23 protein-coding genes and 3 pseudogenes are annotated in these 24918 nt (G+C 41.9%); 22 read left to right on the top strand and 4 right to left on the bottom strand.

The features are described 5' to 3' along the window. The coding region (locus ACFORE_RS04465) for an IS3 family transposase (RefSeq protein ID WP_380435002.1) at positions 1-769 on the top strand (769 nt) is incomplete at its 5' end. A 74-nt stretch (positions 770-843) separates the two neighbouring features. On the opposite strand, the gene treR is transcribed toward ACFORE_RS04465, so the two are convergent. Then, positions 844-1554 carry a trehalose operon repressor gene (gene treR / locus ACFORE_RS04460; RefSeq protein ID WP_264879619.1) on the bottom strand — a complete coding sequence of 237 codons (711 nt, stop codon included), beginning with the start codon at positions 1552-1554 and terminating at the stop codon, positions 844-846. 197 nt (positions 1555-1751) lie between these two features. On the opposite strand from treR, the pseudogene treP reads away from it, so the two are divergent. Next, positions 1752-3725 (top strand): annotated as a pseudogene (gene treP / locus ACFORE_RS04455) (PTS system trehalose-specific EIIBC component). Between the two features lie 14 nt (positions 3726-3739). Next, a pseudogene (treC, locus tag ACFORE_RS04450) lies at positions 3740-5365 on the top strand (alpha,alpha-phosphotrehalase). 7 nt (positions 5366-5372) lie between these two features. On the opposite strand, the gene ACFORE_RS04445 reads toward treC, so the two are convergent. Continuing rightward, on the bottom strand, positions 5373-6635 hold the full coding sequence (locus tag ACFORE_RS04445; RefSeq protein ID WP_154454351.1) for an aminotransferase-like domain-containing protein: 1263 nt from the start codon (positions 6633-6635) through the stop codon (positions 5373-5375). 119 nt (positions 6636-6754) lie between these two features. Between ACFORE_RS04445 and ACFORE_RS04440 the strand changes: the two genes are divergently transcribed. From ACFORE_RS04440 to ACFORE_RS04430, 3 genes are all read left to right on the top strand, one after another. Next, the gene (locus ACFORE_RS04440; RefSeq protein WP_380435005.1) at positions 6755-7615 is read left to right on the top strand and encodes a pyridoxamine kinase; all 861 of its coding nucleotides are present in this window, start codon (positions 6755-6757) and stop codon (positions 7613-7615) included. Then, a complete protein-coding gene (locus tag ACFORE_RS04435; protein WP_235280709.1) occupies positions 7612-8169 on the top strand; it encodes an ECF transporter S component in 558 nt (185 codons plus the stop codon). Before ACFORE_RS04440 ends, ACFORE_RS04435 begins: the two co-directional genes overlap by 4 nt. 144 nt (positions 8170-8313) lie before the next feature. Continuing rightward, positions 8314-9852 (top strand): ABC-F family ATP-binding cassette domain-containing protein, encoded by a 1539-nt coding sequence (locus ACFORE_RS04430; protein WP_235280710.1) that lies wholly within the window; start codon positions 8314-8316, stop codon positions 9850-9852. A 29-nt stretch (positions 9853-9881) separates the two neighbouring features. Here the strand turns inward: ACFORE_RS04430 and ACFORE_RS04425 are convergent, their stop codons facing one another. Next, entirely contained in the window at positions 9882-10289 is a 408-nt protein-coding gene (locus ACFORE_RS04425; RefSeq protein ID WP_154454348.1) for a DUF4231 domain-containing protein, read from the bottom strand. A 448-nt stretch (positions 10290-10737) separates the two neighbouring features. On the opposite strand from ACFORE_RS04425, the gene ACFORE_RS04420 reads away from it, so the two are divergent. The 16 genes and pseudogenes from ACFORE_RS04420 to ACFORE_RS04345 all read left to right on the top strand — a co-directional run bounded on the left by ACFORE_RS04420 (position 10738) and on the right by ACFORE_RS04345 (position 23977). Further along, positions 10738-10911: a hypothetical protein gene (locus tag ACFORE_RS04420; protein WP_006738653.1), complete on the top strand. Its 174-nt coding sequence runs from the start codon at positions 10738-10740 to the stop codon at positions 10909-10911. Continuing rightward, positions 10908-11732, top strand: coding sequence for a replication initiator protein A (locus ACFORE_RS04415; RefSeq protein WP_154454347.1), 825 nt, complete (start codon positions 10908-10910; stop codon positions 11730-11732). Before ACFORE_RS04420 ends, ACFORE_RS04415 begins: the two co-directional genes overlap by 4 nt. A 175-nt stretch (positions 11733-11907) precedes the next feature. Beyond that, positions 11908-12330, top strand: a pseudogene (locus tag ACFORE_RS04410) (DNA cytosine methyltransferase); the annotation flags it as partial. Next, complete coding sequence (locus ACFORE_RS04405) at positions 12314-12742, top strand: hypothetical protein (RefSeq protein WP_294050016.1); 429 nt, start codon at positions 12314-12316, stop codon at positions 12740-12742. The pseudogene ACFORE_RS04410 and the gene ACFORE_RS04405, both read left to right, overlap by 17 nt. A 9-nt stretch (positions 12743-12751) precedes the next feature. Continuing rightward, positions 12752-13135: a thioredoxin domain-containing protein gene (locus tag ACFORE_RS04400; protein ID WP_154454345.1), complete on the top strand. Its 384-nt coding sequence runs from the start codon at positions 12752-12754 to the stop codon at positions 13133-13135. Between the two features lie 9 nt (positions 13136-13144). After that, on the top strand, positions 13145-13378 hold the full coding sequence (locus ACFORE_RS04395) for a transcriptional regulator (RefSeq protein WP_380435001.1): 234 nt from the start codon (positions 13145-13147) through the stop codon (positions 13376-13378). Between the two features lie 2 nt (positions 13379-13380). After that, entirely contained in the window at positions 13381-13962 is a 582-nt protein-coding gene (locus tag ACFORE_RS04390; protein WP_154454343.1) for a CPBP family intramembrane glutamic endopeptidase, read from the top strand. A 76-nt stretch (positions 13963-14038) separates the two neighbouring features. Next, positions 14039-14527 (top strand): hypothetical protein, encoded by a 489-nt coding sequence (locus tag ACFORE_RS04385; protein ID WP_380435000.1) that lies wholly within the window; start codon positions 14039-14041, stop codon positions 14525-14527. Then, positions 14527-16347 carry a VirD4-like conjugal transfer protein, CD1115 family gene (locus ACFORE_RS04380; RefSeq protein WP_380434999.1) on the top strand — a complete coding sequence of 607 codons (1821 nt, stop codon included), beginning with the start codon at positions 14527-14529 and terminating at the stop codon, positions 16345-16347. The genes ACFORE_RS04385 and ACFORE_RS04380 overlap by 1 nt, the downstream gene beginning before the upstream one ends. Positions 16348-16364: 17 nt before the next feature. Further along, a complete protein-coding gene (locus ACFORE_RS04375) occupies positions 16365-16607 on the top strand; it encodes a hypothetical protein (RefSeq protein ID WP_380434998.1) in 243 nt (80 codons plus the stop codon). 16 nt (positions 16608-16623) lie between these two features. Continuing rightward, the gene (locus ACFORE_RS04370; RefSeq protein ID WP_154454340.1) at positions 16624-17478 is read left to right on the top strand and encodes a VirB6/TrbL-like conjugal transfer protein, CD1112 family; all 855 of its coding nucleotides are present in this window, start codon (positions 16624-16626) and stop codon (positions 17476-17478) included. Between the two features lie 62 nt (positions 17479-17540). Beyond that, positions 17541-17894, top strand: coding sequence for a PrgI family protein (locus ACFORE_RS04365; RefSeq protein ID WP_044771483.1), 354 nt, complete (start codon positions 17541-17543; stop codon positions 17892-17894). Next, positions 17851-20202, top strand: coding sequence for a VirB4-like conjugal transfer ATPase, CD1110 family (locus ACFORE_RS04360; protein ID WP_294009590.1), 2352 nt, complete (start codon positions 17851-17853; stop codon positions 20200-20202). Before ACFORE_RS04365 ends, ACFORE_RS04360 begins: the two co-directional genes overlap by 44 nt. Then, a complete protein-coding gene (locus tag ACFORE_RS04355; protein ID WP_235300357.1) occupies positions 20199-23003 on the top strand; it encodes a phage tail tip lysozyme in 2805 nt (934 codons plus the stop codon). The genes ACFORE_RS04360 and ACFORE_RS04355 overlap by 4 nt, the downstream gene beginning before the upstream one ends. Positions 23004-23124: 121 nt before the next feature. Then, the gene (locus ACFORE_RS04350; protein ID WP_154454338.1) at positions 23125-23247 is read left to right on the top strand and encodes an ATP-binding protein; all 123 of its coding nucleotides are present in this window, start codon (positions 23125-23127) and stop codon (positions 23245-23247) included. Positions 23248-23356: 109 nt separating this feature from the next. Next, positions 23357-23977: a PepSY domain-containing protein gene (locus ACFORE_RS04345; protein WP_154454337.1), complete on the top strand. Its 621-nt coding sequence runs from the start codon at positions 23357-23359 to the stop codon at positions 23975-23977. A gap of 238 nt (positions 23978-24215) precedes the next feature. Here ACFORE_RS04345 and ACFORE_RS04340 read toward each other — a convergent pair whose 3' ends face one another. Then, positions 24216-24914: a YfhO family protein gene (locus ACFORE_RS04340; RefSeq protein ID WP_269725836.1), complete on the bottom strand. Its 699-nt coding sequence runs from the start codon at positions 24912-24914 to the stop codon at positions 24216-24218. Between the last annotated feature and the right edge of the window lie 4 nt (positions 24915-24918).

The raw sequence follows: 24918 nt of genomic DNA, 5'->3' as shown, positions 1-24918 counted from the left end.
CCACTTGAAACAGCAAAATAAGCTTGACAAGAACAAAGCTCTTAAAGCTAAAATCAAGACGATTTATGATGAGCATAAAGGTAATTATGGCTATCGTCGTATCACTTTGGAACTAAGAAATCAAGGCTTTTTGGTCAACCACAAAAAAGTACAACGCTTAATGAAACTCATGAATGTAACGGCACGCATTCGCCGCAAACGTCACTATTCATCTTACAAGGGTGAAGTTGGTAAGAAAGCCGATAATCTCATCCAATGTCAGTTTGAAGCTTCAAAGCCCTATGAAAAATGTTATACAGATGTCACAGAATTTGCTATTCCAGCTAGCACACAAAAGCTGTATTTATCTCCGGTTTTAGATGGCTATAATAGTGAGATTATCGCTTACCAGCTATCAACTTCGCCTAATTTAGAACAGATCAGACTAATGTTAACGCAAGCTTTTCCGGATACCCATTATAATCATACGATTCTCCACAGTGACCAATGTTGGCAATACCAACATCGATGTTATCATGAATTTCTTAATCAAAAGGGAATTCGTCCATTCATGTCCCGTAAAGGCAATAGCCCAGACAATGACATGATGGAATCCTTCTTTGGTATCTTAAAATCAGAAATGTTTTATGGCTTTGAGAAGACATTCAAATCGCTAGATGAACTTAAACAAGCCATTATAGATTACATAGATTATTACAATAACAAACGTATTCAAGTAAAACTAAAAGGACTCAGCCCTGTACAATACAGGACTAAATCCTTTCAATAATTACTTGTCCAACTTTTTGGGGTCAGATCAACTTCAGGGTTATTTGCTACTTTTTTGCTGCTCTTTTTAAGAAATCAGTGGTGCCGTGTGGCAAAATCAACAAAACGGAATTTCTCCAGCTTGTGTCTGCTTTCGGTGAATTGAAATTGGCGCTTGTCCGCCAGATAGACCTTGGATTTGACGGACACAACATGGTGTTCAGGACCAATATCTAGCAAGAGCTTATCACGGTCTGTCAGCTGATCAATGGTGATTTCTTTTTGCGCATAAGCAATGCTGAGGTGCAGTTGCTTTTCCAAATAAGCGTAAATAGACACCTCAGCAATCTCTCGTGTCATGTCAGGCACGAGAGATTTGTCTAAATAATCGATATCAAGCACCGAAGCAACCTCGTCAACCACACGTTGGCGAATGACCCGCCAAACCAAGTGATTTTTTTGAAACCCTGTGAGAGCAGCCAGTGTGTCATCGACAATCAGTTTATCAATACTGATAACATTGGTTTTAGAAGTGATGTGATGGGCATCCACCAATTCTTTGTAGCTGGTTAGTTTGGACACTGGAAAGTCAATGGGATCATTTTTGACCACTTGGGAGCCTGATCCATGGATTTTCTTGATAAGTCCAGCTTCAGCCAAAATCCCCAAAGCCTTACGAATGGTGTCGCGGCTTACTTGGTAGGTTTTGGTCAACTCATTTTCAGTGGGAAGGTAGTCCCCAGCTTGATAGACCCCAGCGTTAATATCATGTTCGAGTTTTTTAAAAATATATTCGTATTTTTTCATGTGCTCTTTAGGAAAAACTCCTCAGTTTTATAGATTTGTTTTTAAAATACCATACAACTTATCTTTTTTCAAGGGATTTTTAGGTTTTTTTGAAGCAAACAACTTGCATACAATACCGAAAACGATTACAACAACCTTGTAAATAAAGCTAGCGACTATTTATAGACTAACGAAGGAGTCGGTTTTACCGAGGAGATATGGGAAAATTTGAAAAAGAAGCTCGCGAGATGCTAGAAGCAATCGGCGGGAAGGATAATATTGCGGCAGTGACACATTGTGCTACTCGGATGCGTTTTGTTTTAGATGATGACAGCAAGGCAGATGTCGAGCGTTTAGAAGCTATCCCTGCTGTTAAGGGAACCTTTACCAATGCAGGTCAATTTCAAGCGATTATTGGAAATGACGTTCCTATTTTTTATAATGATTTTACAGCGATTTCTGGTATTGAAGGTGTTTCAAAAGAAGCGGCTAAATCAGCAGCGCAACGCAATCAAAATTGGCTTCAGTGTGCCTTGGCCATGATGGCAGAGATTTTCACGCCAATTATTCCAGCGATTATCGTTGGTGGTTTGATTTTAGGTTTTCGAAATATCCTAGAAGGGGTGCAGTGGTCAGCCCTAAATGGCAAAACCATTGTTGAAGTCTCTCAATTTTGGTCAGGTGTGAATGCTTTCTTGTGGTTACCAGGTGAGGCTATCTTCCACTATTTACCAGTGGGGATTGTATGATCGGTCACACGGAAAATGGGAACCAGTCAAATTTTAGGGATTATCCTTGGAATTTGTTTGATTTCACCAAATCAATTGCTAAATGCGTACAGTGTGGCTAGTACCTCAGCGGCAGATATTGCCGCTAACTGGACTTGGGATTTTGGTTTTTTCACCGTTCGTATGATTGGTTATCAAGCTCAAGTCATTCCAGCGCTTTTGGCAGGTTTGGCTCTGGCTTATCTAGAACGTTTCTGGCGCAAACACATTCCAGAAGTGGTTTCTATGATTTTTGTGCCTTTTCTATCTTTGATTCCAGCTTTGATTTTGGCGAATACAGTACTTGGACCAGTTGGTTGGACCATCGGTAAAGGCATTTCAGCTGTTGTGCTTGCTGGTTTGACAGGTCCTGTGAAATGGCTCTTTGGAGCAATTTTTGGTGCTCTTTATGCCCCACTCGTTATCACAGGCTTGCACCACATGACCAACGCTATCGATACCCAATTGATTGCGGATGCTGGTGGCACAGGGCTTTGGACAATGATTGCCTTATCAAATATTGCACAGGGTTCAGCAGTTTTGGCTTTTTATGTGATGAATCGTCATGACGAACGTGAGGCGCAGATTTCCTTACCAGCAGCTATTTCAGCTTATCTTGGTGTTACGGAACCAGCTCTTTTTGGGGTCAGCTTGAAATACATTTATCCATTTGTGGTGGGTATGATTGGTTCAGGTATTGCAGGACTATTTTGTACAAGCTTTAACATTACAGCCAACGCCATTGGTATTGGTGGACTTCCAGGGATTTTATCTATTCAAGCCAAATACATGAGCTTATTTGCCATCAATATGGTTATTGCCGTCGTGGTACCGTTTGTCTTGAGCTTGGTATTCCAAAAAATAGGTTTCTTGACCAAGACAGAAGATGATTTGAAAGCCAGTGAACAATCGCAAGTTCAAGCCGTTATTGAAGCGAAAAAAGATGCTGAAGCACCTGCTGGAACAGTTGTTACAGTAAAAAGCCCACTTTCAGGAGCGGCAAAACCCTTGAGCGAATCACCAGACCCTGTCTTCTCTCAAGGTGTCATGGGGCAAGGTATCGTGATTGAACCTGACAAAGGGGAATTGGTTGCCCCAATTGACGGTGTAGTGTCTGTTTTATTCCCAAGCAAACACGCGGTGGGGCTGATTTCAGACGAAGGCATAGAATTGTTGATGCATATTGGGATGGATACGGTTAGCCTTGATGGTAAAGGGTTTACGGCAGAAGTGAAACAAGGTGACCGAGTGTCGGCAGGTGATGTCTTAATTCGTTTTGACATTCAAACGATTCAAGGAGCAGGTTACCCTGTTACAACGCCTGTCATTGTAACCAATCAAAACGATTTCCAAACAGACGTGACAAGAGCATTACCATGTGATATTGCGCATGGGGAAACGATTTTCACAGCAAGTAAATTGTGATAAAGGAGCAAAAAGTGGTATTTGATAAGAAAAAAGTCGTTTATCAGATTTATCCAAAATCGTATAAGGACACGACAGGCAATGGTGTCGGCGATTTGCGCGGGATTATAAGAAAATTGCCTTATTTAGAAGAATTGGGTGTTGATGTCATTTGGCTCAACCCTTTCTATCCAAGCCCTCAGCGTGACAATGGATATGATATTTCAGATTACACCGCGGTCAATCCCTTGTTTGGTAGCATGGCTGATTTTGAAGATTTGGTTCAAAAAGGCAAGGCACACGGTATTGATATTATGCTAGATATGGTGTTGAATCATTGTTCGACGGAGCATGAGTGGTTTCAAAAAGCTTTGGCGGGAGATCGCTATTACCAAGATTTCTTTATCTTGCGGGATCAGCCGACCAACTGGGCCTCTAAATTCGGCGGCAATGCCTGGGCGCCTTTTGGGGACACGGGCAAATATTACCTGCATTTGTTTGATGTGACCCAAGCAGATTTGAATTGGCGCAACCCTCATGTGCGCAAAGAGTTGTTTAAGGTGGTAAATTTTTGGCGTGACAAAGGCGTGACATGTTTCCGCTTTGATGTCATTAACTTGATTGGTAAAGACGAGGTGCTAAAAGACAATGACCAATTTGACGGCAAACCTGAATACACTGACCGTCCGATTGCGCACGACTACCTAAAAATGCTCAATCAAGCCACTTTTGGACAAGATTCAGATAGCATGACAGTTGGCGAAATGAGTTTCACGGATATTCCAAACTGCATTCAATACAGCAATCCAAACAGTCATGAATTGGACATGGTTTTCAATTTCCACCACCTCAAAGTGGATTACGACCAAGGGCAAAAATGGACCTTGAAGCCCTTTGATTTTGCAGAACTCAAAACCTTGTTCCATACTTGGGGTGAAGAGATGAGTGAGGGTGGCGGCTGGTCAGCCCTGTTTTGGAACAATCATGACCAACCACGCGCGTTGAACCGTTTTGTGGACGTCGAGCATTTCCGCAATGAAGGAGCAACTATGCTTGCCGCATAGATTCATTTATCTCGCGGGACGCCTTACATCTACATGGGCGAAGAAATTTGTATGTTGGACCCTGATTATGAGAGCATGGCTAACTACGTCGATGTAGAGAGTATCAATGCTTATCAAGCCTTGCGCTCGGCAGGTAAGACAGAATCCCAAGCCTTTGCCATTGTTCAAGCGAAATCACGGGACAATAGCCGTATCCCGATGCAGTGGAATGACGAGGAAAACGCTGGTTTTTCAACTGGTCAACCTTGGTTACAAGTCGGAAAAACCTACCGTGACATCAATGTTGCCAAAGAAAAAAGTGGACCGATTTTTACCTTCTACCAAGAATTGATTGCGCTCAGAAAAATACTGCCAATCATTGCTGAGGGTAGCTATCAGTCCGCTTACCAAGATAATCCTTACATCTACGCTTTTGAACGTCAGTACGGCAAGCAACGTCTATTAGTTTGCAATAACTTCTTTGCTAAAACGGTTAAAGTGCCCTTGCCAAAAGCTTACCAAGAAGGGCGCGTGTTGCTAAGCAATTACCCTGAAGAGGCTTTATCAGACACGATCACGCTAAAACCCTATCAAACCTTGGCCATTTTGGTGGACTAGAAGGTTATTAGTTCAAAATCATTTTCAACGTTTTTGGCAAATGCTGGTTATTAGGCAATTTAATAAAGCGCTTGGGGGCTTGGGTTAGGTAATTGTTTTCGAGATAATCCACCTGTTTGGTAAATTTCAGCTCGCCCAAATGCTTGTTTTGAGGCAATTCAATAACCAAATGTTGCAATGAACTGCTAAAATGCAGGATATTTGGAAAACGTGTCAAAAGCTCCGTTGACTTGTTCTCTTGTTCTTGAAAGACTTTGCTGAGATAGGTGAGGTTTTTGTCAAACATGCCATTGTCCAAGTACAAAGACAGCGCCTTTTGCATAATAAGGTTGGTGTCGTAGTCCATTAGTTTTTTGAGTTTTAAAAAAGACGGCATGAGTTCTGGCGGTAGCACCAGCGTGCCAAGACGCAGCGCTGGGAAAATAGTCGCTGAAAAAGATTTTAAATAAATAACGTGCCCCGAAGTATCATAGTAATGCAGAGGCAAATCAGTGGATTTGGTGAAATCGCCCATGTAATCATCTTCAATGATGTAAACATTGTAGCGTTTAGCCAAGTCCACGATTTTTTGTTTTTCGCTGGCCGTGTAGGACAAGCCCAAAGGATTTGAAAAACGCGAAATGGTGTAGAAACATTTAATGGGCTGCGTTTTAAATAGATGTTCCAATCGAGCTAAATCAATACCATTAAAATCACGGTCAATGGTCTGGTAGGGGAGATTTTGCGAGGCGACCAAGTCAATCATACGGTGATAGGTCGGCTGCTCCAAAAGGATGACACCTTGCTCATTAGGAAATGGGACTTGAGATAAAATGTAGAGAGCTTGTTGGGTACCTGAAGTGACCAAGATGTCGCTTTCTTTGGCGTAAATATTTCCTTTTTCCAAATACTGTTTGAGCGAGCGAATGAGGGCTTTTAGCCCTTGCTGCTGAGCGTAGTAGTCAAAGAGGTAATTTTGCCCCTTTACCAAGGTTTCCGTCAAACAAGCAGTAAAATCTTCGTAGGCAATGTTATTGTAGTCGCTCAGACTGAGATTGAGGCGGTCCTCATGCTGACTCTTACCCTCCAGCACATAATAGCCACTTTTATTGACGGCATAAATGTAGTGTTTGAATTTTAATTCTAATAAAGCTCGTTGCACGGTGTCCTTGCTGCATTGGTAGCTTTGGCTGATGGCACGAATCGAGGGGAGTTTATCCCCTTTTTTTAAGGCACCAGATTCGATTTGAGTAATGATGTCAGCCATAATGTCTTGGTATTTACTGGTCATGTTTTGTCCCCATACAGTTTTTGATTGTTTCTATTGTATAATAAACTGAATTTTCTTACAATAATATCATCACTTGAACCTCTCTAAGTTTTGGAGAAGGGATGAAAAGGTTTTATCACATGACACACATTACCAAATCACTCATCGTGGCGAATGATATTGTCGGTTTAGGCAAAGTTGCTTTATCAGCAGCACTCCCCATTTTGTCAGCCTGCCAAATCGAAGTCATTCCCTTGCCAACCGTTCTTTTGTCCTCGCATACGGGTGGCTTTGAGAACATTAGCATCACCGATTTAACCGATGCGACAGCAGGCTTTCTCAGCCAATGGCGTCAGCTTCCCTTTCAAGCAGACGGGTTAATGACAGGATACGTCAAGTCACCAGAACAGTTGCAACAAATAGCTGATTTTGCTTCTCAAAAAGGTTTAGTGCGTTTTGTAGACCCTATTATGGCGGATAATGGACGGTTGTATGCTGGGTATGAGCAGAGTTTTGTGGCAGCCATGCGTGCTTTTTGCCAAGAGGCTGATATCATCACGCCCAATCTCACGGAAGCTTGCTTGTTAGCTGATGTGCCTTATCTTGGTGATGCTTATGACCAAGAGGCTATCGAGCACTTGTTGACGCAACTAACTCCCTTGAACAATAAGCATATTATTTTGACAGGAGTGTCTTTTGAGGCCGGAAGCATCGGTTTGGCTCATTGGGATAGGGAAAAGGCGAGTGTTTCGTATCATTTTGCCAAAGCCTACCCGCAGAATTTCTTTGGGACGGGTGATGTTTTAAGTGCTATCTTAGCCGCTGGATATTTTCATGGTTTATCTTTGGATGCTGTTGCCACATTAGCACTTGATATCATTGATAAGATCTTGTCACTGACCTTAGAGCTAGAGCGTGATATCAAATGGGGGCTGTGCTATGAGCCTTATTTGGGCTATTTAGCGAGTCGTTTGATGGTTTTAAAGGAGGAAAAGGAATGAAACATCTCACCACACGTCAACTTGTCGAACTCAGTCTTTATGCTGCCTTAATCTTTGTCAGCGTTCAATGTTTGCGTATCCCTATGGGTGCCCAATTCGTTCATTTTGGAAATGCCTTAGTCGTTGTCGCCGTTTTGCTTTATGGGTCACGCTTAGGCGCCTTGGTAGCTGCCGTTGGGCTTGGCTTGTTTGATGTTCTCAATGGCTACGCTGCAGAAGTCTGGATTACCATTTTAGAATCTTTGATTGTCTGTGCCGTTCTTCACTTGGTTTTTGAAGGACTAATGCAATCCAAAGACACCACGCGCAATGTGATTGTCGTTGGTGTCGTAGCTGCTTTGACTAAAATCATCAGCAACCTCATCAAATACACCCTCATCAACAGTCTGGTTGGCGGACTCAATCTCCAAGTTGCTTTCTTGACAGCTGTGGTTAAAATCGGTGGCACTTTTGGTTCGGCTTTGGTTACCATCATCGCTGTTCCGATTCTCTATCCTTTGCTAAAACAAGTCTTTGCTCGCCAACACACGCAAACTTGTACAGTTTCAAATTAACAACATAAGCCCTCGAAACGAGGGCTTTTCCTATGCGGTTTTAAGAAGAAGTCATTGATTTCAGATTTAAAGTCATGCTATAATTGAAAAGATTCGTTTGACGAAACCCATGTCAAATGAAAAAATAATGAAAGTTTACGAGTAATGAGTATTTTAGAAGTTAAACATTTAAGCCATGGTTTTGGCGAGCGTACCATTTTTGAGGACGTGTCTTTTCGTCTGTTGAAAGGAGAGCATATTGGACTGGTTGGTGCCAATGGTGAGGGGAAATCTACCTTTATGAGCATCGTCACTGGGCACTTGCAACCTGATGAAGGCAAGGTCGAATGGTCAAAATACGTGACAGCTGGTTATTTGGACCAACACACGGTTCTTGAAGCAGGTATGACAGTGCGTGACGTGTTGCGAACAGCTTTTGATGAACTGTTTAAAACCGAAGAACGCATCAATGCCATTTACCTGTCTATGGCAGACGAGGGAGCAGATGTGGATGCCCTCATGGAAGAAGTTGGAGAATTGCAAGACCGCCTAGAATCCCGTGATTTTTACACCTTAGACGCGAAAATTGACGAGGTGGCGCGTGCCCTTGGTGTTATGGATTTTGGCATGGAGTCAGACGTGACAGAACTCTCAGGTGGTCAACGGACCAAGGTCCTCTTGGCTAAACTTTTGCTTGAAAAACCTGATATTTTACTTTTGGACGAGCCGACCAACTACCTTGATGCCGAGCATATCGAGTGGTTGAAACGTTACTTGCAAAATTATGAAAATGCCTTTGTCTTGATTTCACACGATATTCCATTTTTAAATGACGTGATTAATATCGTTTACCATGTGGAAAATCATGATTTGGTACGTTACACGGGTGATTATGACAATTTCCAAGCGGTTTATGCCATGAAAAAAGCTCAGTTGGAAGCAGCTTATGAGCGCCAACAAAAGGAAATTGCTGATTTGCAAGATTTTGTCAACCGCAACAAAGCGCGTGTGGCCACTCGAAACATGGCCATGTCCCGTCAGAAAAAATTGGACAAAATGGAGCGCATCGAATTGCAGGCTGAAAAGCCAAAACCATCTTTTGAATTCAAAGAATCACGGACGCCAAGCCGTTTCATTTTCCAAACGCATGATTTAGAGATTGGTTACGACCGTCCTTTGACTAAGCCGCTCAATTTGACCTTTGAACGCAATCAAAAAGTGGCTATCATCGGAGCAAACGGTATCGGAAAAACCACCCTACTTAAGAGCCTCTTGGGTATTATTCCGCCGCTTTCAGGCAGTGTGGAACGTGGGGATTACATCGAATTAGGCTATTTCGAGCAAGAAGTCGCCTCAGGCAATCGCCAAACCCCACTTGAAGCCGTGTGGGAAGCTTTTCCAGCGCTCAACCAAGCTGAAGTGCGTGCAGCCCTTGCTCGCTGTGGATTAACGTCAAAACACATTGAAAGCCAAATCCAAGTTTTGTCAGGTGGGGAGCAAGCCAAAGTGCGTTTTTGTCTCTTGATAAACCGTGAAAATAATGTGCTTGTTCTGGACGAGCCAACTAACCACTTGGATGTTGATGCCAAGGACGAACTCAAACGCGCCTTACAAGCCTATAAAGGCAGCATTTTGATGGTGTGTCACGAGCCTGATTTTTATGAAGGTTGGACAGAAGTTTGGGATTTCAACGAACTCATGTAAGCAAAAAAGAGAGTTTAGCACTCTCTTTTTTAAACTCTTGTTATCATTTGGTGTTCGCAACGTTCTACAAGAAGGGCAAAACACTCATCGTCTGATTTGTCTTTGTAAATACCAGCCCTAGTGACAAAGGCGAATTTTTCAGAAGCTAATGCATCCGCCATTTCTTGGTAAAGGCGCCATCTATTTTGGTGATTGAATACGGCAAGCAAGGCTTCAAGAACTAACACAAGGGATGAAGCGATGACCGCAAGCAATTTAAAGCAAGGAATAGGTAGACTAGCCAAAATCGGTACTAAAGCCAGAACAATGATTTGAATGACCTTAAAGACAATAAACCAAGCACGATGAAAATGGCTCTTCTTTTGGTAGCTGTTGATTTTATCGTCCAAGCGTTCTGTCAAATAAGTCTTAACTGTCATTTCTTGATAATCGTTCATGTTATCTCCTTTGCTATGTGACTTCATTGTAGTGCATTCGCCTTAGATAGTCAAGAAAGACAAGGGATTTCCTTGGGACAATAGCTATGCAACTGGTTTTCACCGTCATTGGAGGCAATTTATGGTATAATAAAGAACGGTTTAGGGCTTTTTGAGCCTTAATGCAACTGCATACGATAAACAGTATCACAGAAAGGAAGATGTTATATGGCTACTATTCAATGGTTGAATGGGAGCCACGTGGAATTGCAAAATCAAAAAATAGGAAATATAGCCCAAAAGCCTTGATTTATCAGGGCTTTTACTATTTTTTTCTTTGGTAAGTAATTGTAGTGTTTAGCAATAATTCGCAAAAATAATCAATTTTTGGTGCCTAGTTTGGTGCCTAGAATTTCTCGAGAACATTTTAATAAGTGTTCTCGCTTTTTTTATTCTCAGGAGGAAAATCATGCAAAAGAATGAACAGTCATCACGACAAATTGTGATGTGTCATCTCATGGCTATCATGGGAATCGATATTGAGAAAGCGACATGGATAGTTGGTGAGATGGAAGAGTCTGGCTTAATCCAGTTTGATGACATGGGGAATGTTGGTCTGTTAGTGTTGGAGGGACAATCATGAAACGTATCACCGCTAATCACTATCAAACGTCAGAGCGTTATTATAAGCTCCCTAAACTCTTGTTTGAGAGTGAGTACTACAAGGATATGAAGCTTGAGGTTAAGGTCGCTTATGCTGTTCTAAAAGATCGTTTGGAATTGTCATTAAGTAGAGGGTGGATAGATGAAGATGGGGCTATTTATCTGGTATATTCCAACTCAAAACTCATGGCACTACTTGGCTGTTCCAAGTCTAAGTTGTTGGCTATTAAGAAAACGTTGCGAGAGTACGGCTTGATAGATGAAGTCCAACAATCTTCCAGTGAAAAAGGACGAATGGCCAATAAGATTTACTTGGGGGAGTTGGAACATGAACCTACCCCAGTCTCAAATTCAGACGGGGGTAGTGTTCAAAAAACACTAGGGGGGTGTCAAAATCAGCCGGGGCCAGTCTTAAATTCAGCCACTAGTGAGACTGAAGTTAGTGAGACTGATATGAGTGAAACTAAAGAGAGTGAGTCAGTCATTGAGGACGAGGAGGAGACAGAAAGTCAAACAAGTAAGAAATGTGACAATGACAATTTTCAACGTAAAGTAGACCGAGTCACAAGATACGATAGAGATTACATTTGGGGCTTGGTACATGATCAGTTGAGACAAGTTGGTTTATCACAGGCTGCTAGTGATTATGCCATGATTTATTTTGATCATCGGTATCAGTACGCTTTAGAGAATATGAGGTTTGCGGACAGGGCAGAAACGATAGCGGAATACGTCTTTAATGGCGTCTTATCCGAATGGACCAAGGTACAACGTTTAAAAGAACTAAAAGGGGGTGAGTAAGATGTTTTGGTGGATATTATTAGGTATTTGGGGATTAGGAATGATTTGGTTAATTTTTGAACTTATCACTGCTCCAGAAATGGAAGATCATTGTTAAGAAAGGACGTTACGCAAGAAGTAAGGTCCTTTTAGTTTTGTCAGAAAGGAATGTGAGACATGAAGTTTTTAGATTTATAGGGAAGCGACTAAACTAGGGTATGCCAAGGCAATAGTGGGAGATTCTGTCAACCTTGCTTACCCAGAGTCTACCAAACGTAGAGGTCGAGTGGGAAAGGGGATTTCTAATACCTTAACCACTTCTGACAATATGGGAGTGGTTGTTGCTGCTTTGGAGTACCGTAAGGACAAGTGGTATGAAGTGACTGGAATAATCCTAGATGGAAAACTGTATCGTTTGAGAATCAGACGCCTAACCCCAAGAGAGTGTTTTAGGTTACAAGGATTTCCTGACTGGGCTTTTAAGAGGGCAGAAAGTGTTTCAAGTAAAAGTCAGTTGTATAAACAAGCAGGCAATAGCGTGACCGTCACCGTTATCGAGGCCATTGCTAGAGAATTTAGAAAGATTGAAGAGGAAGAAGAACATGAAATTATTACATAGTAAAAGTATTAGGAACTGCACGGAGCTAGAAGAAGCCATACATCAAGCAGAGGTGAAGAGATTTTCGGAAATGATTGCTTCTTTACCCAATTATGATTGTGACATTGATGTTACTTTTGAAGATGACTACCACAAAGAAATGAATTATCCGTTAGCTTATGAGTCCAACTTACACCGTATTTTTGAGTTTATTGAAACCCAAGACATCAAAAATGGTGTTGATACTTATCTAACGGATGAGAACGATCTCGCCTTTAGGGCATTTGGTCAACATTATATGGCAAATGGAAAAGATGGTTTATTGACTACACTGATTACAGTAAAGTGCTTTGGTGAAGGCAGGTCGCCTATTGATATGAGTAAGGTGTTTACCCCACCAACTCAAGCATTAGAGAAGGAGCTATCTGTGTAGGAGGATACGATGTTAGAAATCTATTTAAGTAGAAACACCAGTCGGAATCAAAAACTACTTTCTTTTTGTGACTCGCATGGTATTTCCTACTCCAGTAAAGAAGTGGGTAACCTGTCACGTGAAGACTTATTGAGCTTGTTTACCAAAAGCAGTGATTGTTTTACGCTCTTATCCCCCTCGCTACAACGATTTAAAGGTCATAGAGAGATGAAATTGAGTGAGTTAGTGACGTTAGTTCTACGGAAACCTGACCAGAATCTTCGTCTCCCAATTGTGGTTTGTGAGGATAACGTGTATCCCGATATGAGTTTAGAAGAAGCAAGGACCTTTCTTCCGAGAAGTCAAAAAGTGGTTTCCTTTCGTGAACATCTTTTTAAGGACTTGGCGACATAAGGAGGAGTTATGAACGACCGTTTTTGGGAAAATTTGGAAATTATCGTTATGGAAAAAGGACTGTCATGGGCTGACCTTGCTCGACAGATGTTTAAGGGCCAATACGTCTACCCTAGTGAGTTTAAGCGCCTCTACCAAACCTTTCGCCACTACAAATCTCATCGTCTCATGCCACAAAGCAAATGGGTGGAGAAAATTGTGAGCGTCTTAGAGATTGACTATGAAGACTTGTTGAGGAGATAGCGATGAAACGACTATTAGTGATGTACGGAGCCATTCATGTCAATGTCTTCCTTGTGAGTGTGCACTTGGTTGGTTGGCTAAATAGGGCATGGCTAACGGTTTTACAAGTGACGTTTCTAGCCCTGCTATTGTGGAGCTGGAAAAGGTTTAAGTTCCCGAAAAGAAACCTATCCTTGAAGGAGAGAGGGCTTTGGGTACTTGGTAGTCTAGGTGTCATGGTAAGTCTGGCACTTATCATGAGTGCCATGTTTTTAGGCAGTGAGGTAAATCAAGAGACGTTAGTGACTGTTCAAGGCCAAGTACCAATGTTGTCTTTCATTCTCTTTCTCCTTAATGCCAGTGTTGTGGAAGAAGTCTTTTATAGAGAGGTGTTGTGGGGAGTCTTGTCTCAACCAGTGGTTCAAGTTTTGTTAACGAGTTTTCTCTTTGCCTCAGCTCATCACCCCTCTAGTTTAATCACTTGGGTTCTTTATGGGAGTTTAGGTCTCACACTTGGTGTGGTGAGAGGACAAACAGACTGTTTGACGTCCACACTTATTCACCTGTCTTGGAATGGAATCGTCTTTTTCCTATCTTTATTGTGATACCAAAATCAAGGGTGCTTTCGTATCATGAAAGCACCCTATTGTTTTGATGGGGAATCATATAAAGGAGGGAATGATGTCATCCGAACAACAGGAACGCCAAGCGATTCAATATGCAGAACGTAGTACCATGTTTACGGTAAAGGTGCTTCTCAAACTCTTAGAGTTGTCAGCCAGACACGCCCTAGCACAAGACTCGGCTTATAAAGTTGGGGTTCAAAAGTTAGAAGAACTCCTGCAAAGTCCATATGCCATTGAGTCGCTGAACATCTCAAAAGATATTTTGGATAAACTCGTGGATGTCGAGAAATTCAAGGAATTGGTGGAATCAGAAAACCTTCCTATTGCCATTAGTTGGCAAGGAGATTACCTTCATTTCTATGCTAAAGATAAGTCGCTCTTAGACAAGCACTTAGATGAGTTACTTCAAAAGCTCGTTTCCAATCCAGAAAAACTGAAAGGGCTAACTATAGATAAAACCCTTGATGAGGAAATCGCACAAGCCAAGGAACAGGTTGTGATGTCAGAACCCTCTGCTGTGAAAACAAAGGAGGTCATTCTCTAATGGTCTCAGGGAAAAAAGTTTTTATCTTTGGTATTTTAGGGCTTGCTCTTGGCTATTTCTGCCATAGGATAGTCTTGCTTTACGATAGTCTTCCTAATCAACCGCCCTTGGAACGTCTTGTCTATCTCTTAGGAGAGGGACAGAATCAGGTCTTAAATCCCTTGTGGAATGGCAACTTTACAGGTAAATCAGTTTTGGGCTTTTGCTTTGGATTTGTGACAATGGGCCTAGTCTATCTTTATGTCTCAACTGGTCAAAAGGTTTACCGAGAAGGGGCGGAGTATGGTTCTGCTCGCTTTGGAAACAATCGTGAGCGTAAAGCCTTTCTCAGTAAGAATCCCTTTAATGACACCATCTTGTCACGAAATGTTAGGCTAACCCTGTTAGAAAAGAAAGCCCCACAATTTGACCGAAATAAGAACCTTGTGGTTATTGGTGGGTCTGGTAGCGGGAAGACCTTTCGGTTTGTCAAACCCAATCTGATTCAACTCAACTGTTCCAATATTGTCGTTGACCCTAAGGATCACTTAGCAGAAAAGACAGGGAAGCTCTTTTTAGAGAATGGCTATCAGGTCAAGGTCTTAGACCTTGTAAACATGACAAACTCAGATGGTTTTAATCCTTTTCGTTATGTGGAAACGGAGAATGATTTGAACCGTATGCTTACGGTCTATTTCAATAATACCAAAGGCAATGGTAGTCGCAGTGATCCCTTTTGGGATGAAGCTTCCATGACCTTAGTCCGTGCTATTTCATCTTACTTGGTGGATTTTTACAATCCTCCAGGCAGTACCAAAGAAGAAGCAGACAGTCGCCGTAAGCGAGGCCGCTACCCAGCCTTTTCAGAAATCGGAAAACTCATCAAGCTCTTATCCAAAGGAGAAAATCAAGATAAGAGTGTCTTAGAAGTGATGTTTGAGACCTATGCCAAGACATATGGGACAGAAAACTTCACCATGCGTAACTGGGCAGACTTCCAAAACTACAAGGATAAGACCTTGGATTCTGTCATTGCCGTCACAACAGCTAAGTTTTCCCTCTTTAATATCCAATCTGTCATTGATTTAACCAAACGTGACACCTTGGACTTAAAAACATGGGGGACGCAGAAAACCATGGTCTATCTCGTTATTCCAGATAATGACACCACCTTTAGGTTTCTCTCAGCCCTTTTTTTCTCCACCGTCTTTTCAACCTTAACGAGACAAGCTGATGTGGACTTTAAGGGACAACTACCTATCCACGTGAGAAGTTATTTAGATGAATTTGCGAATGTCGGCGAAATTCCAGACTTTGCGGAACAAACCTCAACAGTTCGCTCACGGAACATGAGTCTCGTACCCATTCTTCAAAACATTGCCCAACTTCAAGGGATCTATAAGGAGAAAGAGGCTTGGAAAACCATTCTAGGAAACTGTGACAGTTTGCTTTATCTTGGAGGAAATGATGAAGAGACCTTCAAGTTCATGAGTGGTCTCTTAGGCAAACAAACCATTGATGTGAGAAGTACCAGTCGGTCGTATGGCCAAACAGGGTCTGGGTCAACGTCTCATCAGAAAATCGCAAGGGATCTCATGACCCCTGATGAAGTTGGAAACATGAAACGTGATGAGTGCTTGGTGAGAATAGCAGGGGTACCTGTTTTTAAGGAGAAAAAGTTCTTCCCCTTGAAACACAAGAACTGGCAATACCTGGCGGATAAGGAGTCAGATGAACGTTGGTGGCATTACCACATTGACCCCCTCAAAACAGAGGAAGTTCCGTTTGAACCCTTAGACCACAAGGTTAGGGATTTAAGCAAAGAAAGCACACTACACTAATAGAAAAGAGGAATCGTATGAACCAAAAATTAACAGGCTTTGTTTATGGCGTGGACGCTAGTTCCATGTTTGCCCAAGCCATGGCGCTCTTACAAAAAGGAATGGTTGCGACAGGTGCCTTTCTTGTCGTCATGGGCATTATAAACCTATCAACCAATATCAAAGATGGTGGACCTGGTGTCCACAATGCCATCTTAGAAATTGTGGGTGGTGTAATGGTAGGTGCCGCTGGTGCCTTTATCACTCAAATTACCATTTAGGAGGGCTAAGTATGACATGAACAACACATTACCTTCAGCTTTTGTCTTTCTAGCCTCGGAGAAAATTTCGAGCGATAGCCTTTTTGAAGGCTTTAACGTGGACTTAGAATCGACGGCCAACTTGGTCAAATCCCTTGCGGATTATAACCCAACCGTGTGGTCTTATATGTCAGCAATCACAAAAGGAGTGATGCAGCCCTTGGGAGTGGCTATCTTAGCAGTCGTTTTAGTCCTTGAGTTTTCTAAGATGGCTAAGAAAATCGCCAATTCAGGTGGTGCCATGACCTTTGAAGCTATTTCTCCTATGATTGTCTCTTATATTATGGTGGCTGTGGTCATTACAAACACTACTGTTATTGTAGAAGCCATCTTAGCTGTTGCTTCTCACATCATTGAAGGCGTAGCTGGTGTCGTTTCTCATGGGGGAACGACTTATGAGGCCATTTCAGGACTTAAAGGGTCAGGAATTATTGGAAAACTGATTGTTGGATTTTTTGCCATTCTGATATGGTTAGTTCGATTGGTTAGTGTGATGGTGGTGAATCTCCTCATTACCATTCGCTTTATCCAACTTTACCTCATGATTCCATTTGCGCCCCTAACGATTCCGACTTTCCTCAGTGATGATTGGCGAAGTGTTGGGATTGGCTACCTGAAAAACATCATGGTCTATGCCCTTCAAGGAGTCTTGATTTTCTTAATCATCTCCCTTGTTCCCCTCTTTGAATCAGCTGGGAAATTGGCCCTCTCAAATGGGGCGGGAGTGATGGAGACGCTAGCGACTGCCTTTGGTGGTTTAGTTCAGGCTATTTTATTGATCATTGCCTTGGTGGGCAGTCAACGGACTGCCAGAAGTATCCTAGGCATGTAAGGAGGATTGGGAAGGACGTTCCTCCCAATCTTTTTTTGATACTCATCTTAGATTGGAGTCTTATGAATACACGTGTTTTTAAGGACATCACAAAAGTCCAACATAGGGCTTGGCTAGGCTTTACCACACGACAAGTCATCTTTGTCTTGCCAGCCATTGCCATTACCATCCTGATTTTAGGATTAAACCTCTTTTATTGGCAATTTGGGGATTGGTTTGTCTATGGTCTTATCTTTACCTTTACCATTCCCCTCATGTTATTTGGGGTCTATCGACCTAATGACTTACCTTTTGAAACGTATCTTAATTATAGATGGCATTATGAAATGACCATACCAGACCGTACACTAACTGGACAGAAAGGAATACAACGTGAAAAAAACAAACCACTCAATGAAACCAAAGACCTCTTCTAAGCACAAGAAGACACGTAAACCAAAAGAAGAAGTGCTACCAACAACTGTTAATACGCTTCTTTACCAAGGCCTTTTTCCTAATGGTCTCATGCAAGTCACCCCAGATTATTTTTCCCAGTCTTATCTTTTAGGAGATGTCAATTACCAAACGGTGGGACTTGAAGATAAGGGAGCGATTATGGAAACCTATTCAGATTTGATTAACAGTTTGGATGACAAGACCAATTTCCAACTTACTATTTTTAACCAGAGGGTCAACTTGGATAAGTTTAGAAAGGGTGTCTTGTATCCTTTTCATGAGGATGGCTACGATACCTATCGTGAAGAACTCAATCGTATCATGGAAAATAACCTTGAAGCTGGAGAAAATAACTTTTCAGCGGTTAAGCTCATTTCTTTTGGGAAGTCAGACCAAAATCCGAAACTCGCTTATCGCTCTCTGTCTCAGATTGGGGAATACTTCAAGAGTGGTTTTTCTGAAATTGATGCGAACTTTACCCTCCTCAGTGGAGAAAGCCGTGTGAATCACATGGCTGATATGTTGCGAGGGGAAAATCATTTGCCCTTTACTTATCAAGACCTGGTGTGTTCAGGACAAACGACCAAGCATTTTATTGCCCCAACCAGTCTGTCTTTTAAGCACAAAAATCATATTGAAATGGATGATAGACTGCTTCAGATTGTCTATGTTCGTGACTATGGGATGGAGTTGGGAGATAAGTTCTTACGAGAACTCATGCAGTCGGACTTGGAAGTGATGATTAGTCTTCATGCCAAAGGGTCAGCCAAGTCAGAAGCCATGACCAAGCTCCGCACCAAGAAGACTTTGATGGAATCGCAAAAAATTGGGGAACAACAAAAGATGGCACGTTCTGGGGTGTATCTTGAAAAGGTTAGTCAAGTCTTAGAAAGTAATATTGATGAAGCCGATGAGTTGATTAAAACCATGACCCAAACAGGAGACAAGCTCTTTGACACCCTTTTTCTGATTGGAGTCTTTGCGGATAACGAAGACCAATTGAAGCACTCGCTTGACATTATCAAACAAGTGGCAGGTTCTAATGACCTTGTGATTGATAATCTGACCTATATGCAAGAAGCTGCCTTTAATAGCCTGTTTCCTTTTGGCAAGAACTACCTTGAGGGTATGTCTCGGTCTCTTTTGACCTCAAACATTGCCGTGAACTCCCCTTGGACCTCTGTTGACCTACAAGATAAGGGAGGGAAATTTTATGGGATAAATCAGATTTCAAGTAATATCATCACCATTGACCGTGGGAAACTCAATACCCCATCAGGTCTTATTTTAGGGACATCAGGTGCTGGTAAAGGAATGGCAACTAAGCATGAAATCATCCCAACCAAGTTAAAAGAAGAAGAGAGTGATACCGAAATCATCATCGTTGATCCCGAAAATGAGTACAGTATCATTGGTCAAGCCTTTGGTGGGGAGAGCATTGATATTGCGCCTGACTCTACCACTTTCTTAAACGTTTTAGACTTATCCGATGACAATATGGATGAAGACCCTATTAAGGTCAAATCGGAATTTCTATTGTCTTGGATTGGGAAACTCTTAGACCGGAAAATGGACGGTCGAGAGAAATCGCTGATTGACCGTGTGACACGGTTGACCTACAAGCATTTTGAGACACCATCTCTCGTGGAATGGGTCTTTGTCCTCTCTAAACAACCTGAACAAGAAGCCAAAGACTTAGCCCTTGATATGGAGCTTTATGTGGAAGGCTCACTTGATATTTTCTCACACCGAACCAACATTAAAACTGACAGCCATTTCCTCATTTACAATGTCAAAAAATTAGGGGATGAATTAAAGCAAATTGCCCTAATGGTCATTTTTGACCAGATTTGGAATCGTGTGGTTAAAAACCAAAAACTTGGCAAGAAGACCTGGATTTACTTTGATGAAATGCAGCTTCTCTTGTTGGATAAGTACGCTTCTGATTTCTTCTTCAAATTATGGAGCCGTGTTAGTAAGTACGGGGCCATTCCAACAGGCATTACCCAGAACGTGGAAACTCTTTTATTAGATGCTAATGGCAGACGCATTATCGCTAATAGCGAGTTCATGATACTTCTAAAACAAGCTAAGAGTGACCGAGAAGAGTTGGTTCATCTTTTGGGCTTATCTAAGGAGCTTGAGAAATACTTGGTTAACCCAGAAAAGGGAGCTGGATTGATTAAGGCAGGCTCAACGGTTGTTCCCTTTAGAAATAAAATCCCACTTCAAACCCAACTCTTTAACATCATGAGTACCGATCCAGAAAAGATGAGGGGTGAATCATGACAAGAGAGCAACAGAAGGTCAAGGTTGCCCGTAAAACCTTTCAGAGTAGTTTAAAGGCTAGTCGTATCCATTATCGCAGGGAGAAGAAGGGGTTAAAACGCTCACTTCCTAAACGACGCTTTATCATGCGCCGAGCTGAGAAAGCTGAAACAAGGGAACAACGTCAGGCTCTGAAGCAAACCTATCAGGAGGAGAAGGATCTAGCAACAGATACCTTTAAGGAAGCGATTGCCTATGTGTCTCCCAGATGGCTAAAAAGTAAGGAAATTAAGAAGTATCGGCTTCCTCAAGCCAGACAGCGCCTAGCAGTAGCGAGAAAACACTTGGCAGAGGTCAAGATGGCCGAAAAAGAGGAGGCTGTTACCTCTAAGTTTACCTATCAGAAAAAGCCAACAGAATCAAAAACGTCACGGTTTCAGTTTCAAAAAGAAAAACCTCTTGAACGCCTTCAGGCAGAAAAAGAGGTCAAATCAGCTAAGCGTGACGTGAAACAACTAAAAAAAGCACATCAGTTTAAGAAACCCTCGACCAAGGTCAAACGAGGGTTACGCTATGTCGCTTCAGAATCACTTGATGTAGTCGCTCAAGATGATGACTTAGAGGGAATCAGAACCCTAAAAGAGTCTGTGATTAAAGGAAGACGCTATGGGAGATTTACCTATCAGTCAGGGAAACTCCTTGTCAAAAGTGGGCAGACTGGTCTTCGGTTTACTAAGACGAAAGCTGCTCAAAGTAAGGAGCGGTATCAGAACTTTAAAAAGGGGAAAAGGTTCACCCGACAGAAGCCCTTAAAATCAAGAAGACGTTACCAGACCTTTCTCAAACAAGCTAGAAAACAGAGTGTGTCAGGAATAACAAAGGTTATTCAAGCGATTAAAAATAGCCTGACCTTCTTTTCATCGATTGCCCTTAATCCTATGACTTGGGTCGTGTCAGGCCTTTTGTTTTTCTTGCTTTTGATGATGAGTTTTGTTATAGGAATTTCAGGAACCACTCTCATTCAACAGGATGAGAGTGAACTGACAAAAGCCTATACGCACATGACGTGGGAAGATGCGGAAAACACCCGGACCAACACCACTGGCATTACCTACTACACTAAGATTGATGACGTCATGGGCTTTATGAATCTCAAGTATCAAGATTATGCTTTAGAAGAAATTATGGAAGAAGAGGATAAAACCTATCAAGCCTATTTGAGTCAACTTTGGCAGGACTTAAACGGTGGGGATTCTTTAAAATCCATGCTTGAGTTAAGTAAAGAACCTGCCTATAAGCTTTCTGATGACGATAGAGAAGACTTAAAGAAATTAAGTGAGGAAGGCACCTACCTTGTCCTCCAAGAATTGGATAATCCATTTCAAGATCAGACTGAAGACGATGCGCTTACCATGACAGTCCGCTATGGCTATGAGGTGATTGATGACAAGCCAACGCTTCATCATCATATCATTCTAGAAGCTAAAGAAAATCAAGTGATTGTGGCTCCCATGGATGGTAAGGTTTCCCTAGATGGTGAGAACATTATCCTCACGTCAGGTAAGGGACTGAATAAAGCTCAGCTGACCCTATTTAATAGTCATAGTGGTCGAGTGAGCGATGGCCAAAAAGTTCAAGCAGGAGAAGTGATTGGTCAAACCAAGGATGGTACTGGTCTAAAAGTGACTTATCAAAAGGTTGACGATGATTCAGAGAAACTGGTTTACGTCAATCCGGCCTTTTACTTTCCTAAAGTCATTCAACTCCAAACGACCATTCTACCTACCATTGGACAATTCGGAGGCGATGAATTTGCGAGAGCCAAAGCTATCTATGAGTATTTGAAAAGCCAAGGAGCGACCAATCAAGCCATTGCGGCTATTTTAGGAAACTGGTCAGTAGAATCCTCTATCAATCCCAAACGAGCTGAAGGTGATTACTTATCGCCTCCTGTTGGGGCAACGGATAGTTCTTGGGACGACGAGGGATGGTTGTCTCTAAATGGTCCAGCTATCTATAATGGCAGGTACCCCAATATTCTAAGACGTGGCTTAGGCTTAGGGCAGTGGACAGATACAGCAGATGGATCACGCAGACATACCTTATTATTAGAGTATGCCAAACGAAAAAAGCAGAAGTGGTATGACTTAGGCTTACAACTGGATTTCATGCTCAATGGGGACAATCCTTACTATACCAACTGGTTAAAAGACTTTTTCAAAAATTCAGGTAGCCCAGCCAGTCTTGCCCAACTCTTTCTCATTTATTGGGAGGGAAATAGTGGTGACAAACTCCTAGAACGTCAAATGAGAGCAATGGAGTGGTATTACCAAATTGAGAAAGGCTTTAGCCAACCAAATGGTGGAACCGCCCAGAGTGATCCAAAAGCGCTGGAAGCGGTTCGAGGTGACCTTTATGACAACTCCGTTCCAGGTGGAGGTGACGGTATGGGCTATGCCTATGGGCAATGTACGTGGGGAGTTGCCGCTCGTATCAACCAATTGGGCTTGAAACTCAAAGGCCGAAACGGTGAGAAAATCCCAATTATCAGTACCATGGGGAATGGTCAAGATTGGGTGGCAACAGCAGCACGTCTTGGTGGAGATACAGGTAAGCTACCGAAAGCGGGAGCGATTATTTCCTTTGCGGGAGGAGGTCATGGATCGCCAACAGAATACGGTCATGTCGCCTTTGTCGAGAAAGTTTACCCAGATGGTTCTTTCCTCATCTCAGAGACCAATGTTAATGGTAATCCTAACTATACATTCCGTAAATTATCAGGAGTCGATAGTACAATTAGCTTTGCTTATACAACGAAATAAATTTTTTGGAAGAATACATCTTTAGATAAATCTTTATATGATGTTTTAATTGACATTAGGAAGTAGTTAGGTTATACTATATGTGTAGATAACAAGAGTATTTACTAAGCGTTAAGCATTATTGGTCGGTCAGTTTGGAATTGGCCTATCACTTGCTAAAGATGTGATAACAAGGCATGGCGGGACAATTGCAGTAAACTCTGACGTTGAGAAAACTAGCTTTACGCTAACTTTGCCTCACTAATTGCCACAAATTTGCCACAGAATCACACCAAAAAAACCAAGATTTTTTATCTTGGTTTTTATATACTTGTAGCATAAAGAAAAATAAAAAACTAAAAGAGGTAATTCTTATGACAATTTCAAAAAAATGGCTTATCCGTCTTGGTATTGGAGGACTTGCTGGTGCTTTATTGATTTGTGGAGGAGTTTTCGCCTTCCAACAAAGTCGCTATAAACTTTCAGAAGACGAAGCCAAATCCATAGCTATCAAAAATGCTGGAGTCCGTATGGCAGATGCGACCTTTGTTCGTGTGGAAAAGGATACTGATGACTGGCAAGCGACTTATGACATTGAATTTTACACTAAGGACGGAGATTTTGATTACGTGATTGATGCTGAAACAGGAAGTATCTTAGAGCGTGACAATGACCTTTTCGAAGTGACCACACAAGCGGCAGCAACCACTACACAAGCCCAAGAAAATTCTGGACAAAATCAAACAACTACTGCACCTGCTGCCTCTCCTTCAGGAGGCATTTCACAAGATGAAGCTAAAAATAAAGCTCTAGCAGATGCAGGATTAGAAGAAAAAAACGTGGCACAATTATTTGTTCAAATGGATATGGACAATGGTATCACTTACTATGAAGTTGACTTCAACGATCCAGCAACCAATATGGACTATGACTACACCATTGATGCCGAGACAGGCGAAATCGTCGAGCGCAGTCAAGAACCAATGTTGGATTAAACTCTGACACAAATCAGACAACTGTCTGGTTTGTATTTTTTATTGCTTTATACAATCGGCTGGCTAGATTAGTTATTGGTTTGGAGTCATAGTTGGCATCAAAACGCTAATACTCAGCCGTTCTCATAAGATATTACTGTGATTCAAAGTGTAAGTAATTTGAACCATTCTATGACTGGTTATCTATACTTAGTTGGAGTAAAAATGAGACTGGATTCTTTTCCAGTCTCATGTGCGATTAGTTGGTTGCGTTTGTATCACCTTGTTTTTTAAACTTTAGGGTGATAAGAACGACAGCAATACCAGTTCCTAGTGAGATGAAAGTACCTAGCCAGAAACCATCTGGAGTAAAGGTCATTTCTACTTTATGTTTTCCTTTGGTTATCGGGAATGAAAGTAAACTTCCCCACACTTCTTTAGTGCTTACCTCTTTGCCATCAACCTTAACTTTCCAACCAGGATTATATGGAATCGAAGTAATCATGACGGTACTGTCATCAGTAATATTAGTCTTTGCTTTGATAAAAGTATTACCCCAGCTAGTTACATTCAACCCTTGTTTTCGTCTTGCTTCAAGAACTTTTGCGATATCATCATCAGCCGCGCGAACATACTCGAGTTTTGCTAAACTCTTATCAGCCGCTTCTTGATGGGCTTCGTTAACGTAGAAATCAAACGAGAGTTTGAGGTCCTCATCTTTTTGACGACTAGCAATGTTCCAGAGCTGGGTCTCGTCATAAGATTGCGTATAGCGATACCACCTATCATTGAGCTGAATTCCGATTACGCCCTTAGATTTTCTTAGACTATACGGAGCTTGGAGATAGTAGGTATTATCTGTCTGCAACTTCGTTTTGAATTCTAGTCTTGCTGGTTGTTTTTGATCAGCTACCGTATATATAGTTTTACCATTTGCATCTTTAGAACCTGTATTCACAAAA

The sequence above is a fragment of the Streptococcus alactolyticus genome (assembly GCF_042649785.1).
GTDB lineage: Bacteria > Bacillota > Bacilli > Lactobacillales > Streptococcaceae > Streptococcus > Streptococcus alactolyticus.
Note: the sequence above shows the minus strand (reverse complement) of the source record. Positions and strands in the feature narration are given on the sequence as shown.

Coding starts and splice junctions, on each gene's coding strand:
- ACFORE_RS04440 (WP_380435005.1), top strand. CDS start 6,755: ATGACACACATTACCAAATCACTCATCGTGGCGAATGATATTGTCGGT.
- ACFORE_RS04385 (WP_380435000.1), top strand. CDS start 14,039: ATGTCATCCGAACAACAGGAACGCCAAGCGATTCAATATGCAGAACGT.
- ACFORE_RS04365 (WP_044771483.1), top strand. CDS start 17,541: ATGAATACACGTGTTTTTAAGGACATCACAAAAGTCCAACATAGGGCT.
- ACFORE_RS04420 (WP_006738653.1), top strand. CDS start 10,738: ATGCAAAAGAATGAACAGTCATCACGACAAATTGTGATGTGTCATCTC.
- ACFORE_RS04430 (WP_235280710.1), top strand. CDS start 8,314: ATGAGTATTTTAGAAGTTAAACATTTAAGCCATGGTTTTGGCGAGCGT.
- ACFORE_RS04380 (WP_380434999.1), top strand. CDS start 14,527: ATGGTCTCAGGGAAAAAAGTTTTTATCTTTGGTATTTTAGGGCTTGCT.
- ACFORE_RS04395 (WP_380435001.1), top strand. CDS start 13,145: ATGAACGACCGTTTTTGGGAAAATTTGGAAATTATCGTTATGGAAAAA.
- ACFORE_RS04375 (WP_380434998.1), top strand. CDS start 16,365: ATGAACCAAAAATTAACAGGCTTTGTTTATGGCGTGGACGCTAGTTCC.
- ACFORE_RS04355 (WP_235300357.1), top strand. CDS start 20,199: ATGACAAGAGAGCAACAGAAGGTCAAGGTTGCCCGTAAAACCTTTCAG.
- ACFORE_RS04400 (WP_154454345.1), top strand. CDS start 12,752: ATGTTAGAAATCTATTTAAGTAGAAACACCAGTCGGAATCAAAAACTA.
- ACFORE_RS04405 (WP_294050016.1), top strand. CDS start 12,314: ATGAAATTATTACATAGTAAAAGTATTAGGAACTGCACGGAGCTAGAA.
- ACFORE_RS04415 (WP_154454347.1), top strand. CDS start 10,908: ATGAAACGTATCACCGCTAATCACTATCAAACGTCAGAGCGTTATTAT.
- ACFORE_RS04425 (WP_154454348.1), bottom strand. CDS start 10,289: ATGAACGATTATCAAGAAATGACAGTTAAGACTTATTTGACAGAACGC.
- ACFORE_RS04370 (WP_154454340.1), top strand. CDS start 16,624: ATGAACAACACATTACCTTCAGCTTTTGTCTTTCTAGCCTCGGAGAAA.
- ACFORE_RS04435 (WP_235280709.1), top strand. CDS start 7,612: ATGAAACATCTCACCACACGTCAACTTGTCGAACTCAGTCTTTATGCT.
- ACFORE_RS04445 (WP_154454351.1), bottom strand. CDS start 6,635: ATGACCAGTAAATACCAAGACATTATGGCTGACATCATTACTCAAATC.
- ACFORE_RS04345 (WP_154454337.1), top strand. CDS start 23,357: ATGACAATTTCAAAAAAATGGCTTATCCGTCTTGGTATTGGAGGACTT.
- treR (WP_264879619.1), bottom strand. CDS start 1,554: ATGAAAAAATACGAATATATTTTTAAAAAACTCGAACATGATATTAAC.
- ACFORE_RS04390 (WP_154454343.1), top strand. CDS start 13,381: ATGAAACGACTATTAGTGATGTACGGAGCCATTCATGTCAATGTCTTC.